Raw genomic sequence first — 15,385 nt, forward strand, 5'->3', positions numbered from 1 at the left:
GATAAGGTCCCCGGCCGGACCGCCGGGTTCCACTGCAATTCTGCTATCGAGTGAACAGGATCGAAAGGATTTTGGCTCCTGAAACTTGGCTGCCGATGAATTCTTGTACCTGGTTTCGCGGCGATTTTGCTAATCCAGATAACGTTTAGTCAATCCGCCATACTCTTCGATCCGCCGGTCACGCAGGTACGGCCAGATTCGACGGACGTCCTCCGATCGGCGGCGGTTTATTTCAACCACCATAACCCGCTCTTCTTTCTCGTTGGCCTGACAAAGAATTTCCCCTTGGGGGCCGGCGACAAAACTATTTCCCCAGAACATGATGCCTCTGGTTTGACCGCTTGGATCAGGCTCGTGCCCGATGCGATTGCAGGAGATGACCGGTAGGCCATTGGCAACGGCGTGTGCCCGTTGAATGGTTATCCAGGCTTGCAATTGCCTTTGCTGTTCGTCGGCGTCGTCGTCCGGATTCCAGCCGATGGCCGTGGGGTACAGCAGCAGATCGGCACCCGCAAGGGCCATTAGCCGCGCGGCTTCCGGATACCATTGGTCCCAGCATACCAAGACTCCGAGTTTTCCCAATGAGGTGGTTATCGGTTTGAAACCTATATCACCGGGCGTGAAATAAAATTTTTCATAATATCCCGGATCATCGGGTATATGCATTTTTCGGTATTTACCCGCCAAACTGCCGTTTTTTTCCAGTACGACAGCCGTGTTGTGATATAGCCCCGGAGCGCGCCGTTCGAATAGCGAAGCTACGATGACTATTCCAAGCTCTTTAGCAAGTACGCCCAAGATTTCGGTGGTCGGTCCCGGTATGGGTTCGGCCAGATCGAAACGGCTGCAATCTTCCGTCTGGCAGAAATAAGGGCCGAGATGGAGTTCCGGCAGCAATACCAGTTTCGCACCCTGGGCCGCGGCATCTTTCACACCCTGAATCGATATCTTCAGATTGACATCCTTGTCCGCAGAGCCGCAGGCTTGTTGTACCAAACCTATTTTGATCGATTGTGTCATATCAGGTTACTCGAACTATTCTCGGAAACTGCATGGTCATGCAGTGCAGGCTGCCGTATTGTCGGATGAGCGGTATACAAGGTATGCCCACGATTTCGCGATCCGGAAAGGCATCGGCCAAACGCGCCACAGCTTCGGAGTCCGCCGGATCGTCATATACAGGGACTAGAACGGCTCCATTGATGATTAGAAAATTGGCGTAAGTCGCCGGCAATCGATCGCCTTCTTCGCTGAAAATCGGTTGCGGAATATTTAAAGGTATCAAGCGATAAGATTGACCCGAAAACGTGACGAAGGTTCGCAGTTGATTTTCCATCGCTTTGAATTCGTCGTATAGCGGATCGCCGGGATCGTTGCAGGCGGTGTAGGCGATCGTATCTGCCGAACAAAAGCGGGCCAGGGTATCGATATGGGCATCGGTATCGTCGCCCTCGGCATGGCCATGGTCGAGCCAAAGAATACGGTTGGCGCCGAGGCTGGTTTTCAGCCGATTGTCGATTTGTTCGCGCGTCAGTTCCGGATTGCGGTTGGGATTGAGCAGGCAGCGGCTGGTTGTCATGATCGTGCCTTCACCGTCCGATTCCACACTTCCGCCTTCTAATGTAAAGTCGACTCTATCCATCGGGATGTCGCCAAGCAATCCAGACGCGTGGAGGTGCTGAGCCAATCGGGCATCAGCCTCGTGCGGATATTTTCCGCCCCATCCGTTGAAGCGAAAGTCGATAAGCCTTACGCCTTGTTCGGTTGCTAGCGTGAGCGGCGCCGTATCCCGCACCCACACGTCGTCGTAAGACATCTGAGCGAACCGAACCCGGTCGAGATTCGCGGCGCATGCCGCCAACCGTTGATGGATATGCCTTTGATGGGCATCATCCCGGCAAATAATAATCACAGTTTCACGGCTAGCGATTTCGAGTGCGATCAGGTCGTATGTTTTTTCGACCGCATTTAGCCACGGCTCGAAATCGCCTTGAGAATAAGGCCAAGCGATCAAAACCGCTGATTGCTCCGCCCATTCGGGCACCAAAATGGATAAAAGTGATGATGTCACGGTCAGAATATCGGTTCCGGAAAAACCGATTATTGTACCGTAAAACATCCGTAGTAGCGGGGGCGCTCGGTTTGGTATACGGTAGCGGGGTATTAGGCACGGCCCAATACGTTATGCGGACAGCAACTCCGCTGGACAGCCGATAAAAATAATGGCGGCGAAAGGGTATTAATTCCGCACAAGAGCTTTTTTTCATAGAGAACACTATGGCATCGACTCTCCATCCCGAATCGAAAACTATCCGCCTTTCCGTCTCCGGCATGCGCTGCGCCGGGTGTGTCGAGGCCGTCGAGACCGCGCTGCGCTCGCTGCCCAATGTGTTTTCCGCCGATGTCAATTTTGCCGATCATTCCGCTCTGGTGCGAGGGAACGTGGACCCGGACGTCTTGCGCAAGGCCGTGCAGGATGCGGGTTACGATGCGGCGGTAATGGAGGGATTGGAAGATCCGGCCGAACAGGAGGCGCTGGAAACCGCCCGTTACCATACGCTGCTCAACAAGGCCGCCGTCGCCGGCGCGGTCGGCGCGCCCTTGATGCTGGTAGAGCACTTCGGATGGTTTCCTATGCTGGGGGAGCCGACCGCCCGCGGCGTGTGGCTGATCGTTTCCATGGTCACGTTGTGGGTTCTGTATTTCTCAGGCGGCCATTTCTTCAGGGGGGCGATCAAGAGTTTGCAGCATCGCCAGGCCAATATGGATACCCTGATCGCGCTCGGCACCGGCGCCGCCTGGTTCTACTCGACCATGGCCATTTTCTTTTCCGACAGCCTGCCGATGCTGGCGCGGCACGCCTACTTCGAAGCGGCGACCATCATTCTGGCGTTCATCAACCTGGGAAGCGCCCTGGAAATGCGCGCCCGCGGCAAGACATCGTCCGCAATCCGTCAGTTGATCGGTCTTCAGCCGCGAACGGCACGCGTGTTGAGGGATGGTCAGGAGATCGATATTCCCATCGCGGAGGTTGGCCTGGATGAAACCTTGCGGGTGAGGCCGGGCGAAAAAATCCCGGTGGACGGCGTCGTCATCGAGGGTCATTCCAGCCTGGACGAATCCATGCTCACCGGCGAACCCATGCCGGTCGAGAAAACCGTGGGAGACGAAGTCGTCGCCGGCACGCTCAATCAGTCTGGAACGCTGCTGTTCAAGGCAACCCGGATCGGGCGCGACACCGTATTGGCGCAAATCATCGCCAGCGTTCGAAAGGCGCAGGCGAGCAAGCCGGAAATCGCCCGCCTCGTGGACCGTGTTGCTTCCGTGTTCGTTCCGGCAGTCGTGGCGGTTTCGCTGCTGACCTTCCTGGTTTGGTGGACGGCCGGGCCGGCCCCGGCGCTCGGCTACGCCTTCGTCACGGCCATGACGGTGCTGGTAATCGCCTGTCCCTGCGCCTTGGGGCTGGCTACGCCGATATCCATCATGGTGGCGGTCGGAAAGGCGGCGCAGAAGGGCATCCTCATCCGCAACGGCGACGCGCTTCAATCGGCGGGGAAACTGACCTGCATCGTGCTGGACAAAACCGGAACGGTGACCGAGGGCAAACCGCGTCTGGTTCGAATCGAGACCTCCCAGGATTGGACCGAGGAACAGGTACTCCAATGGGCGGCGAGTCTCGAAACCGGGTCCGAGCATCCCCTGGCCGCGGCGATTCTGGCGGCGGCCGCCGAGAAGAACGGCACTCTCCTGCCGGTTACGGGATTCGCGGCGGTTGCGGGTCATGGCGTTTCGGGTCTCATCGAAAACCGTGCCGTACTGTTGGGTAATTTGACCTTGATGGCCGAACAGGGAATCGATTGCGGACGTTTCGCCGAACGCTTGACCGAGTTGGCTAGCGAGGGGCAAACCCCCGTCCTGTTGGCGGTCGACAGAACCGTGGTCGGGCTGCTTTCAGTGGCCGATCCGATCAAGGCGGATTCCAAGCAAGCCGTTGCGCGATTGCGGTCCATGGGCGTGCGGGTGCTCATGGTAACCGGCGACAACGAGGTCACGGCCAAGGCGATTGCCGCCGAGGCCGGCATCGACGAGGTACGCGTGCAGGTGCTTCCCCAGGATAAGGCTGCTGTCGTGAAAGCCTTGCAGGAGGCCGGGGAGATCGTAGGCATGGTAGGCGATGGCATCAACGATGCACCGGCCTTGGCCCAGTCCAACGTGGGGCTGGCGATCGGCACCGGCACCGATGTCGCCATAGAAAGCGGCGACGTGGTGATCATGGGCGGTTCGCTCCTGAAAGTAGCCGAGGCCATGGAGCTGTCGCGGGCCACGGTGCGCAACATCAAGCAGAATCTGTTCGGAGCCTTTATCTACAACACGCTTGCTATTCCGATCGCCGCCGGTTTTCTCTATCCGGTTTTCGGAATCCTGCTCAATCCCATGATCGCCGGCGCAGCCATGGCGATGTCCTCGGTGACGGTGGTGAGCAATGCCAACCGCTTGCGGTATTTTTGACGGACCGGGCCCGCTCGCTTCTATAGCAATGGTGGTAGAATTCTCCGGTTTTTCGGCACGGTTTTAGCTGAAGCGGAGGTAAGTTAATCAATGGCAGGTCATAGCAAGTGGGCCAACATCCAACATCGCAAGGGCGCTCAAGACGCCAAGCGCGGCAAGCTGTTCACCAAGCTGATTCGGGAGATCACCGTGTCGGCCCGGAACGGAGGCGGCGATCCCGCGAATAACCCGCGCCTTAGGGCGGCGATGGACAAGGCCCTCACCGCCAATATGTCCAAGGACACCATCGAACGGGCCATCAAGAAAGGTACCGGTGCTGGCGAAGGCGACAATTACGAGGAAGTGCGCTACGAGGGCTACGGCCCCGGCGGCATTGCGGTAATGGTGGATTGCCTGACCGACAACCGCAATCGCACGGTTTCTGAAGTGCGCCATGCCTTCACCAAGGCGGGCGGCAACTTGGGCACCGACGGCTCCGTGGCCTATTTGTTTTCGAAGACCGGCATCATCAGTTATCCGGCGAACGTCGAAGAGGACCGGGTGATGGAGGCCGCGCTCGAAGCCGGCGCGGACGATGTGATCAGCAACGGCGACGGTTCGATCGATGTGCTGGTCGCTCCGGATCAGTTCGAGACGGTGCGCGATACGCTCGCGCAAGCCGGGCTCGCGCCAGAGAGCGCGGAGGTGACTATGCGAGCCAGCACCAGCGTGGCCTTGGACAAGGACGACGCGGAAAAGATGATCCGCCTTCTGGAGCGACTGGAAGATTTGGACGACGTGCAAAATGTTTATTCCAATGCCGATATCAGCGAGGAGATCCTCGCCCAGATCGGATAAAGAGGCGATGTGACGGTCGTTTTGGGACTGGACCCGGGGTCACGCCGTACCGGCTACGGCGTCGTTCGCGATAGCGATAAAGGACCCGTCTTGATTGCCTGTGGGTGTATTCGCGCGGAAACGGATCATTTTCCCGAACGCCTCAAGCAAATCTATGACGGGGTCTATAAAATCGCGCTCGAATTCCGGCCCGACGAACTGGCCATCGAGCAAGTGTTCATGCACAAGAATGCCGATTCGGCTCTGAAGCTCGGGCAGGCCAGGGGAGCCGCCATCTGCGGGGGCCTTGCGGCGGGATTGCCGGTTCATGAATATGCCGCGCGGCAGGTGAAGCAGGCCCTGGTCGGAAAAGGCAGTGCGGACAAGCTGCAAGTCCAGCACATGGTGCGTTTCCTGCTCAAATTTTCTTCGCCGCTGCAATTGGACGCCAGTGATGCTTTGGGCGTGGCCTTGTGCCATATCCACCACCGGCAGACCTTGCGGCGTCTGCGGCTGGCCGGAGTTGTGATGCGATGATCGGATTTTTGCGCGGTTTGGTGGTCGCCAAAAAGCCGCCTTCTCTTTTGTTGGACGTGCGCGGCGTCGGGTACGAGATCGACGCGCCGATGTCGACCTTCTACAAGCTGCCGGAGATCGGCGAAGAGGTGACGCTGTACACCCATCTGGCGATCCGCGAGGACGCCCACAGCCTGTTCGGATTCGTATCCGAGGCGGAGCGCGCCCTGTTCCGCAGCCTGATCCGTGTCAGCGGCGTCGGTGCGAAGCTCGCCCTGGCGATTCTGTCGGGTTTGAGCGCCGAAGAGTTCCACCGTTGCGTGGAAGCGCAGGACGCCGCCCGTCTGGTGCGCTTGCCGGGGGTCGGCAAGAAAACCGCGGAACGCTTGATCATCGAAATGCGGGACCGTCTGCCCGAGCTGCCCACGGTTCATCTGCCCGGCGCGGGAACCCTGCCGGCACCGGCGGCGAGTCCGGTGGACGATGCGGTCAGCGCATTGATCGCTTTAGGATTTAAGCCGCAGGATGCCAGCAACCTGGTGCGGAAGGTTCCGGTCGACGGCAAGAGCAGCGAGGAGATCATTCGTTCAGCCTTGCAGTCCGCGGCGAAGTAAAAACCGGCTGAACTTTGATACGATAGAATCCGAGCAGCCATGGCGAATCCAGCGATTAAACCCGCGACCTACGAAGACATTCTCGCCCTTCCGCCCAATTTGGTGGGAGAAATCGTTTACGGGCGCCTGATCACCCATCCCCGTCCGGCGCCGCGTCATGCGCGGGCGTCATCGAATCTCGGGGTTCGGATCGGCGGTCCTTTCGATTTGGGTGATGGCGGCCCCGGAGGCTGGTGGATTTTGGACGAGCCGGAGCTTCATCTCGGTGGGCACGTCCTGGTGCCGGACCTGGCCGGATGGCGACGGGAGCGAATGCCCCGCTTGCCCGATGCCGCCTGGTTCGAATGCGTACCGGACTGGGTTTGCGAAGTGCTGTCGCCGTCTACGGCCCGCGACGACCGCGCCGAAAAGCTGCCGCTCTACGGCTCCCTGGGCGTAGCTCATGCCTGGCTGGTCGACCCTGACACGCGGGTTCTCGAGGCTTACGAAAACCAGCAGGGGCGCTGGTTGCTGGTACAGACCCATGCCGGCGACAGCCGGGTTTCCGTTCCGCCTTTCGAAGCCGTCGAATGGGCGTTGGGGGAACTGTGGGCGGAGTAATTGCCGCTCAAAATAGACCGTATTTATAACTATGCCTACCCACCGTCTCATCAATCCCGCCGGCTCCCCGGACGAAGACGCAGTCGACCGCGCCATACGTCCGCGCCGTCTGGACGACTACATCGGCCAGGCGGCCATGCGCGAGCAGATGGCGATCTTCATTCAGGCGGCCCTGGCGCGGCGCGAAGCTTTGGATCATGTTCTGATTTTCGGCCCGCCGGGACTCGGCAAAACAACCCTGGCCAACATCATCGCCAACGAGATGGGCGTCAGCCTACGCCAGACCTCGGGGCCGGTTCTGGAAAAGGCGGGGGATTTGGCGGCATTGCTGACCAATCTGGAGCCGCGCGACGTTCTATTCATCGACGAGATCCATCGCTTGAGCCCGATGGTGGAGGAGGTTCTCTACCCGGCGATGGAGGATTACCAGATCGACATCATGATCGGCGAAGGTCCGGCTGCGCGTTCGATCAAGCTGGATATCCCGCCGTTTACCCTGGTGGGTGCGACTACCCGGGCCGGACTTTTGACTTCGCCCTTGCGTGACCGATTCGGGATCGTCCACCGCCTGGAGTTCTACACGCCGGAGGAATTGACCCGGATCGTCACCCGCTCGGCGAAAATCCTCGGCGTTGAAATGAGCCCCGAAGGTGCCCGCGAAATCGCGCGCCGGTCGCGCGGAACGCCGCGCATCGCCAACCGGCTGTTGCGGCGAGTTCGCGATTTCGCCGAAGTCATGGCGGACGGAAGAGTCACCGTCGAGGTGGCCGGCAAGGCGCTGGAAATGCTGAACGTCGACCATAACGGCTTCGACCAGCTCGATCGCAAGCTGCTCCGCACCATGATCGAGAAATTCGAGGGCGGTCCGGTAGGGCTAGACAACATAGCCGCCGCGATCAGCGAAGAGCGCGGCACCATAGAGGACGTTCTGGAGCCTTACTTGATTCAGCAAGGCTTCATCATGCGCACGCCGAGGGGGAGGGTTGCGACGCGCACGGCTTACCTTCATTTCGGTCTGGAGCCGCCGAAGGCGCTCAATGTGAACGAGGAGCTCTTTTAGTTGGGGGATATTTCCGAACAAAGCGGGTTTCGCTGGCCCGTCCGCGTATATTACGAAGACACCGATGCCGGCGGCGTGGTTTATCACGCCAGCTATCTCAGATTTTTCGAGCGGGCAAGGACCGAGTTTTTGCGTTCGTTGGGTTTCGAGCAGGATGACCTTCGGACCCGACATGGGATCTTGTTCGCCGTTCGCTCGATGCAGATCGACTACGTGAAAGCGGCACGGTTCAACGAGATGCTCTGGGTGTCTGCCGAAGTGGAGCAGTTGAAGTCGGCGAGCTTGACGTTCAAACAACTGGCGGTACGGCAAGATAACGAACTCGTGTGCGAGGCGCGGGTGCGCGTCGTCTGTCTCGTCGCCGAAACCTTCCGGCCCACGGCCATTCCTGATTTTTTATTGCAACGGTTAAAAAATGACCTCTGAACTCTCCATATTCAAGTTAATCACCGAAGCGAGCCCGGTGGTCCAGATCGTTATGCTCATTCTGGTTTTGGCATCGGTTATTTCATGGACCTTCATTTTTTCGAAATACAAGGAGATCAGGCGCGCCGAGGAGACTTCGGAGGAGTTCGAAGAACGCTTCTGGTCGGGGATAGATCTTGCCGATCTCTACCGCCAATTGACCCGAGAGGATCTGGGGACGGAAGGGCTCGAAAATATCTTCATGGCCGGATTCAAGGAATTCGCGCGGCTGCGGCAACAGCCGAACATCGGTCCCGATGCGGTGATGGAGGGAACGCAGAGGGTGATGCGCGTGGCCCTGAACCGCGAATTGGAGAGCCTGGACGAGCGCTTGCCGTTTCTCGCCACGGTCGGTTCCACGAGTCCCTACGTCGGACTGTTCGGCACCGTGTGGGGCATCATGAACTCGTTCCGGTCGCTCGGCAGCGTCAAGCAGGCGACCCTGGCCATGGTGGCGCCCGGCATTTCCGAAGCGCTGGTGGCGACCGCCATGGGCTTGTTCGCCGCGATTCCGGCGGTCATGGCCTATAACCGCTATTCGACCGATATCGGGCGGCTGGCCAATCGGTACGAAGCGTTCACCGAAGAATTCCTGAGCTTATTGCATCGTCAGGCGCACGCAAAATGAACGTATCATCCGGGGGAAGCGGGCGCGGCCGTCGCCGCAGGCCCATGGCCGAAATCAATGTCGTTCCTTATATCGACGTCTCTTTGGTCCTCTTGATCATTTTCATGGTGACGGCGCCGCTGCTTCAAACCGGGGTGGACGTGGACCTTCCCCAAGCCGAGGCCAGAACCGTCGATCCGCAGCAGGATCTGCCCATCATCGTATCGATCAATGCCGAAGGCCGCTTGTTCGTGGATGCCGGCAATCAGGAGGACGTCGAGGTCGATTCCGACGCGCTTACCGCCAGAGTCATGGATGCTCTCCAGAAAAAACCGGGGCTCTCGGTCTTGATTCGGGGCGACAAGACCGTGGATTACGGCAAAGTCGTGATGGTCATGGCCTCGCTCAAAAACGCGGGCGTACCGAGCGTCGGATTGATGACGGGCCCGGCCGAGGACGAATGAGTCGTTCCCATTCCAAACGCTACCGTGGTCCGTTCGGGCTATCGGTGGCGCTACACGCTGTTCTGATCCTTCTTTTTGCGGTTCAGTTCGATTCCGTCACGCCGGTCGCGCAGCCGCCCCAGCCGGAAATCATTCAGGCGACAGCGGTCGACGAATTCCAGATCGAGCGGGGACGGCAAGTCAGGCGGCGCGAGGAGCAGGCTCGTCAGGAAAAGCTGGAAGAGGAGCGGCGCGTCCAAGAAGAGGCCGAACGCCGGGAGCAGGCCGAAGCCCAAGAATTGAAGCGCAAACAGGACGAAGATGCCAAGCGGCAAGCCGAACTGGAAGCTCAGCGCAAAGCCGAGGCGGAGGAAAGAAAACGCCTGGAGGAGGCCAAGCGCCTCGCCGACCAGAAGCGTAAGGCCGACGAATCCAGGCAAGCTGAGCTGGAAGCCAAGCGCAAGGCGGAAGAACAGGCGTTGCGCAAGGCGGAGGCGGAAGCGAAGAAACGCCAGGAGGAAGATCGCCGTCAGGCCGAGCTCGAAGCCAGGCGCCGGGCTGAAGAGGAGGCGAGGCGAAAGGCCGAAGTCGAAGCTAAACAAAAAGCCGAGGCCGAGGCCAAGCGTCAAGCGGAGGCCGAGGCAAAACAGAAGGCGGAGTTGGAAGCCAAGCAGAAGGCGGAAGCCGAGGCGAAACGGAAAGCGGAGCTCGAAGCCAAACAGAAAGCCGAAGCGGAAGCGAAACGGAAGACCGAGTTGGAGGCAAAGCGAAAAGCCGAGCTGGAAGCCAGACAAAAGGCGGAAGCCGAGGCAAAACGGAAAGCCGAGTTGGATGCCAAGCAAAAGGCTGAAGCGCAACGCAAAGCTGAACTGGAAGCCAAACTCAAGGCCGAAGCGGAAGCGAAGCGGAAGGCCGAATTGGAGGCCAAACAAAAGGCGGAAGCCGAGGCGAAACGGAAAGCTGCCGAATCGGAAGCTAGACAGAAAGCGGAGGCCGACGCGAAGCGAAAAGCCGAGCTGGAAGCCAAGCAGAAGGCGGAAGCCGAGGCGAAACGGAAAGCGGAGCTCGAAGCCAAACAGAAAGCCGAAGCGGAAGCGAAGCGAAAAGCCGAGCTGGAGGCAAAGCGGAAAGCCGAAGAAGAAGCGCGCCGGAAGGCCGAAGCCGAGGCGAAACGGAAGGCCGAGGAAGAGGCCCGCCGGCTACAGGCGGAGCGCGAACTGGCATTGCGCGAGCAGCTCGAGGAAGAACACCGAGCCGCGATGGAACAGCAAGCCAAGAAAGCGGCGAGCGACTGGGCGAATACGTACATCAAGCCGAAAGTTACGCGCTCATGGCTTCGTCCGCCGTCCGCCAAGAGCGGGCTGTCCTGTATAATTCAAGTCCGCTTGCTGCCGGGCGGTGAGGTGGCTGATGTCCAAGTGGTCAGCAGTAGCGGCGACTCCACGTTCGACCGATCCGCCGAGGCTGCCGTGCGCAAAGCATCGCCTTTGCCATGGCCTTCTGACCCGAAGGTGGCGGAACAACTTCGAGCATTTAAGTTCACATTCAAGCCCGAATAATTCTTGTCCAGGTGTTTGATGAATAGACGATTTCGCAGCGTTTTCTTTTTGAGCGTCTTTCTCACGCTCTTCAGTGGTTGGGCGCGCTCCGAGCTAAACGTGGAAATTACTCAGGGCGTCGAAGGCGCCATGCCGATCGCCGTGGTGCCTTTCGGTCAGCAGATTTTGCCGGGCGACAACATCGGCAGCATCATCGCGGCTGATCTCGCACGTAGCGGACGTTTCAAACCTTTGCCGGAAAGCGAAATGCTGGAAACGCCGACGTCGCCGGAGCAGGTTCGATTCCGTACCTGGCAAGTGTTGGGGCAGGATCATCTGGTCATAGGGCGGGTACAGCCCGGTGCCGGCAGCCAGTACGAGGCCGAGTTTTTCCTGTACGACTCGATAAAAGGTACGCTGCTGACCAGCGCCAGAATCCCGTTCAATGCGCCGGAGACGCGCCGCACCGCGCACCGTATCGCCGACGTCATTTATCAGCAGTTGACCGGCGAGCCCGGCGCGTTCGCTACTCGCGTGGCGTACGTAACCGTGACCGGCAGCGGCCCTCGCGATCGGCAGTACCGTCTCCAAATCGCCGATACCGACGGGTATAACCCGCAAACCATCATCAGCTCGGTCGAACCGATCATGTCCCCGGCCTGGTCGCCGGACGGCAAGCGGATCGCTTACGTGTCGTTCGAGAACAAGACCTCGGCCATCTTCATCCAGACCCTTGCGACGGGCGAACGTCAGAAGGTGTCCGACGCGCCCGGCATCAACGGGGCGCCGGCCTGGTCTCCGGATGGCTCTCAATTGGCCATGACCCTCTCCAAGGATGGCAACCCTGACGTTTACGTGATGAATTTGGCGTCCCGCTCTTTGCGCCGAATTACGGATCATATCGGCATCGATACCGAGCCGAACTGGTCGCGGGATGGCGGGAGCATCGTATTCACTTCGGATCGAGGCGGGAAGCCGCAGCTCTATCTCGTGTCTTCCTCCGGCGGGCCGGCGCAGCGCTTGACCTACGAGGGAGAATACAATGCGCGCGGAGTGTTCTCGCCCGACGGACGCAGCATTGCGATGGTCCACGGCAATGGCGGCGACTACCGGATCGCCGTGATGGATTTGCAGACCCGTACATTGCGCGTGCTAACCAAGGGGCGTCTGGACGAATCGCCGGGTTTTGCGCCTAACGGGAGCATGATTCTTTACGCCTCGAAGAGCGGCGGAGTAGGGCAGTTGGCAGCCGTTTCGATAGACGGCAGGGTTCAGCAGAGCCTTCGTATCGACAGCGGACAAGTGCGCGAGCCGGCGTGGTCCCCGTAAGGCGGCGTTGGCGGGTTTCGTGAGAAGGGCGGAAGCTTAGAAAAAACAGTAGGTCGATTTTTATCTTGCTAGTGGGGAAAACAGATGAAACTTGTCAAGACTGCATTGGTCGTCGCTATGATGTCTCTTGTCCTGAGCGGTTGTAGCTCGAAAGGCGGTGTGCAAGAGGAGGCCGGCGCCGAAGTGGGCATGGAGGGTGGGCCCGGCGGCCCGCAGATCAGCAAGTACGGCGAAGGCACGGATGGCGGCGCGTACGGCGGTCCGGGCGGCGCCGGTTACGGTCCGGGTGCGGGGGGTACCGGCGATCCGATGCTGGATGATCCGTCCAGTCCGTTGTCCAAGCGAGTCATCTACTTTATGTACGATAGCTACGAAGTGCTGCCGGAGTATCAGCAGGTCGTCAGTGCTCATGCGAATTATTTGGCTTCCCATCCGGAGCGCAACATCATTCTGGAAGGACATGCGGACGAGCGGGGCTCTCCCGAGTACAACATCGCGTTGGGCGAGCAGCGGGCCAAGGCCGTAGCCAAGATGATGCAGTTCCAGGGCGCTAATGATGGCCAGGTCCAAGTGGTCAGCTTCGGCGAGGAAAAACCTGCCGTATCGGGTCACGACGAATCGGTTTGGCAGCAGAATCGTCGGGTGGAAATTTCCTATTCGGGACGTTAACCGTATGCATCTAAAAAAGCCGGTTTTCACATTGCTGTTTTTGGGATCGCTGCATGCGACGATTTCGAGTGCCCAGCAGTACGACCAGATATACGATCGAAGGTACGATCAAAATCAAACCGGCTACGGGGTGGCTACCCTCGAGGAGCGCGTCTCTCAGTTGGAGAAGCGTCTCTCGGGAAACACCTTGATCGAAATGTTCAATCGGATGGAGCAGTTGCAGGCTGAAGTCCTCAAGCTCCGCGGGGAAAACGAGGAGCTTGCCCATCAGCTCGAAGAGCTGAAAAACCAGCAACAGGCTATGTATACGGACTTGGACCAGCGTATGCAGCAGTTGTCCGCCGGCGGTTCCGCTGCGCCGCAGGCGCCCCTCGATCAGTCCGCTTCGCCCGATGGCGCGGCCCCGACGGAAGCGACCGCGTCTCAGGCACCGGCGCCACAAGCGCCCGTTTCGCCTGGCGATCCGGGAAATCGCCAGGCGGCCTATCAAAAGGCTTTCAATACATTGAAAGAAGGAAAATATCCGGAAGCGGTCAAGGAATTCAAAAACTTCATCGCGGCCTATCCGACCGGCGAATACGCGGACAATGCGCACTACTGGCTTGCGGAAGCGTATTATGTCAGCCGTGATTTCAATACTTCGCGCGACATTTTCCGGAAACTGATCAAGGACTTTCCACAGAGCAGCAAAGTGCCGGACGCTCTGTTGAAAATCGGTTTCATCGAGTACGAAACCGGCCAGAAGGCGAACGCGAAGGAACTGCTGACCGAGGTCGTCAAGCGTTATCCCGATTCCAGCGCCGCAAAGATGGCGGAGAAACGGCTGGATAAGCTACGGCAAGAAGCAAAGCGCTGATTTTTGGCAGCGCCTGATTAGTGAATCAACTTCGAGTAACCGAAATCTTCTACTCCCTGCAAGGGGAGTCCCGCACCGTTGGATTGCCGACGGTCTTCGTCCGTTTGACGGGATGTCCGTTGCGTTGCGTGTATTGCGACACGGCTTACGCCTTTACCGGCGGCCAAAAGATGTCCATCAACGAAATCGTGGCTGAAGTTGGGACCTACCATCCGGGTTATGTGACCGTCACAGGGGGCGAGCCGTTGGCGCAGCGCGGGTGTCTCGTCTTGCTGGATGCGCTGGTCGAGAAAGGCTATGAGGTTTCGCTGGAAACCAGCGGGGCTCTGGACGTGTCGGACGTCAACCCGAAAGTCGTCAAGGTTCTGGACCTCAAGACGCCTTCGTCCTGCGAAGAGTCGAGGAATCTCTATCGCAACCTGGACTATCTCGATCGGAAGGATCAGCTCAAGTTCGTCATCATGAACGAGGCCGATTATCAATGGGCAAAGGCCAAGATGGAGGAATACGGCTTGTCGGATCGTTGCGAAGTGCTCTTCTCGCCGGCCATGGGCGCGCAAGATCCTGCGGAGCTTGCCGACAAGATTTTGCGCGACCGTTTGCCGGTTCGTTTCCAAGTACAGCTACACAAGATCCTCTGGGGCGACACACCCGGACGGTGATGACGACGATGAAAAAAGCGGTTGTTTTACTCTCCGGCGGACTCGATTCGGCGACGACTCTGGCTATCGCGAAGTCGCAAGGATACGAGTGTTACGCCCTCAGTTTCGATTACGGACAGCGCCATGGCGCGGAGCTCCATGCCGCCCGGCGCGTGGCGCAGAGCTGCGGCGCGATCGAGCACAAGATCATCCGAATAGGTCTCGGCGAGTTCGGCGGCTCGGCGCTCACCGACACCCGCATCGCCGTGCCGGAGACTCCGCAGGAAGGCATTCCGGTCACTTACGTACCTGCGCGGAATACCGTCTTTCTCGCATTCGCCCTCGGCTGGGCGGAAGTCTTGGGCAGCGCGGACATTTTCATAGGCGTGAATGCCGTCGACTATTCCGGCTACCCCGATTGCCGGCCGCAGTATATCGAGGCTTTCGAGCGTCTGGCGAACTTGGCGACCAAGGCCGGTGTCGAGGGGAAGCATTTCAAGGTACATGCGCCGTTGATCACGCTCAAAAAGGCCGAAATCATCCGCATCGGGACAGATTTGGGCATCGATTATGCTTTAACGGTGTCATGTTATTCGGCCGACGATGAAGGGCGAGCCTGCGGTTCGTGCGACTCGTGCCGATTCCGAAAAATCGGTTTTGCCGAAGCCGGTATTTCAGATCCCACGCGCTATAAATCCTAAAGATCGAATGGTTCGGCTTCC

Annotated in this window: 17 protein-coding genes; 15 read left to right on the plus strand and 2 right to left on the minus strand. The window is 59.0% G+C overall.

The genetic code is table 11. The annotated features are described in order from the left end of the window. Positions 1-129: 129 nt before the first annotated feature. Together ACR2R1_RS22190 and ACR2R1_RS22195 are read right to left on the minus strand one after the other, a co-directional pair. Positions 130-1,020 (minus strand): carbon-nitrogen hydrolase, encoded by an 891-nt coding sequence (locus ACR2R1_RS22190; RefSeq protein WP_156879597.1) that lies wholly within the window; start codon positions 1,018-1,020, stop codon positions 130-132. Position 1,021: 1 nt separating this feature from the next. Then, complete coding sequence (locus ACR2R1_RS22195) at positions 1,022-2,071, minus strand: agmatine deiminase family protein (protein ID WP_434111987.1); 1,050 nt, start codon at positions 2,069-2,071, stop codon at positions 1,022-1,024. Between the two features lie 206 nt (positions 2,072-2,277). Between ACR2R1_RS22195 and ACR2R1_RS22200 the strand changes: the two genes are divergently transcribed. The 15 genes from ACR2R1_RS22200 to queC all read left to right on the plus strand — a co-directional run bounded on the left by ACR2R1_RS22200 (position 2,278) and on the right by queC (position 15,364). Then, positions 2,278-4,509 carry a heavy metal translocating P-type ATPase gene (locus ACR2R1_RS22200; RefSeq protein WP_434111990.1) on the plus strand — a complete coding sequence of 744 codons (2,232 nt, stop codon included), beginning with the start codon at positions 2,278-2,280 and terminating at the stop codon, positions 4,507-4,509. A 90-nt stretch (positions 4,510-4,599) separates the two neighbouring features. Further along, positions 4,600-5,346, plus strand: coding sequence for a YebC/PmpR family DNA-binding transcriptional regulator (locus ACR2R1_RS22205; protein WP_434111992.1), 747 nt, complete (start codon positions 4,600-4,602; stop codon positions 5,344-5,346). Positions 5,347-5,355: 9 nt separating this feature from the next. Continuing rightward, a complete protein-coding gene (gene ruvC, locus ACR2R1_RS22210) occupies positions 5,356-5,862 on the plus strand; it encodes a crossover junction endodeoxyribonuclease RuvC (RefSeq protein WP_434111994.1) in 507 nt (168 codons plus the stop codon). Further along, complete coding sequence (gene ruvA, locus ACR2R1_RS22215; RefSeq protein WP_086135330.1) at positions 5,859-6,455, plus strand: Holliday junction branch migration protein RuvA; 597 nt, start codon at positions 5,859-5,861, stop codon at positions 6,453-6,455. The genes ruvC and ruvA overlap by 4 nt, the downstream gene beginning before the upstream one ends. Positions 6,456-6,494: 39 nt before the next feature. Then, positions 6,495-7,055 (plus strand): Uma2 family endonuclease, encoded by a 561-nt coding sequence (locus ACR2R1_RS22220; protein ID WP_077728969.1) that lies wholly within the window; start codon positions 6,495-6,497, stop codon positions 7,053-7,055. A gap of 31 nt (positions 7,056-7,086) precedes the next feature. Next, positions 7,087-8,115 (plus strand): Holliday junction branch migration DNA helicase RuvB, encoded by a 1,029-nt coding sequence (gene ruvB / locus ACR2R1_RS22225; RefSeq protein ID WP_077728970.1) that lies wholly within the window; start codon positions 7,087-7,089, stop codon positions 8,113-8,115. Continuing rightward, entirely contained in the window at positions 8,116-8,541 is a 426-nt protein-coding gene (gene ybgC, locus ACR2R1_RS22230) for a tol-pal system-associated acyl-CoA thioesterase (RefSeq protein WP_077728971.1), read from the plus strand. Continuing rightward, complete coding sequence (tolQ, locus tag ACR2R1_RS22235) at positions 8,531-9,208, plus strand: protein TolQ (protein WP_077728972.1); 678 nt, start codon at positions 8,531-8,533, stop codon at positions 9,206-9,208. Before ybgC ends, tolQ begins: the two co-directional genes overlap by 11 nt. Then, positions 9,205-9,651, plus strand: coding sequence for a protein TolR (gene tolR, locus ACR2R1_RS22240; RefSeq protein WP_077728973.1), 447 nt, complete (start codon positions 9,205-9,207; stop codon positions 9,649-9,651). Before tolQ ends, tolR begins: the two co-directional genes overlap by 4 nt. Next, positions 9,648-11,189, plus strand: a complete 1,542-nt coding sequence (gene tolA, locus ACR2R1_RS22245; RefSeq protein ID WP_434111998.1) for a cell envelope integrity protein TolA — start codon at positions 9,648-9,650, stop codon at positions 11,187-11,189. The genes tolR and tolA overlap by 4 nt, the downstream gene beginning before the upstream one ends. A gap of 18 nt (positions 11,190-11,207) precedes the next feature. Beyond that, entirely contained in the window at positions 11,208-12,497 is a 1,290-nt protein-coding gene (gene tolB / locus ACR2R1_RS22250) for a Tol-Pal system beta propeller repeat protein TolB (RefSeq protein WP_077728975.1), read from the plus strand. An 84-nt stretch (positions 12,498-12,581) separates the two neighbouring features. Then, positions 12,582-13,166 carry a peptidoglycan-associated lipoprotein Pal gene (pal, locus tag ACR2R1_RS22255; protein ID WP_156879601.1) on the plus strand — a complete coding sequence of 195 codons (585 nt, stop codon included), beginning with the start codon at positions 12,582-12,584 and terminating at the stop codon, positions 13,164-13,166. Positions 13,167-13,170: 4 nt separating this feature from the next. Then, positions 13,171-14,022 carry a tol-pal system protein YbgF gene (ybgF, locus tag ACR2R1_RS22260; RefSeq protein ID WP_168183894.1) on the plus strand — a complete coding sequence of 284 codons (852 nt, stop codon included), beginning with the start codon at positions 13,171-13,173 and terminating at the stop codon, positions 14,020-14,022. A gap of 20 nt (positions 14,023-14,042) precedes the next feature. Beyond that, positions 14,043-14,684, plus strand: a complete 642-nt coding sequence (queE, locus tag ACR2R1_RS22265) for a 7-carboxy-7-deazaguanine synthase QueE (RefSeq protein ID WP_086135332.1) — start codon at positions 14,043-14,045, stop codon at positions 14,682-14,684. An 8-nt stretch (positions 14,685-14,692) separates the two neighbouring features. Beyond that, positions 14,693-15,364 (plus strand): 7-cyano-7-deazaguanine synthase QueC, encoded by a 672-nt coding sequence (gene queC / locus ACR2R1_RS22270; protein WP_086135497.1) that lies wholly within the window; start codon positions 14,693-14,695, stop codon positions 15,362-15,364. The last annotated feature ends 21 nt before the right edge of the window (positions 15,365-15,385 follow it).

It is taken from the genome of Methylocaldum sp. GT1TLB (assembly GCF_051027445.1).
Taxonomy (GTDB): domain Bacteria; phylum Pseudomonadota; class Gammaproteobacteria; order Methylococcales; family Methylococcaceae; genus Methylocaldum.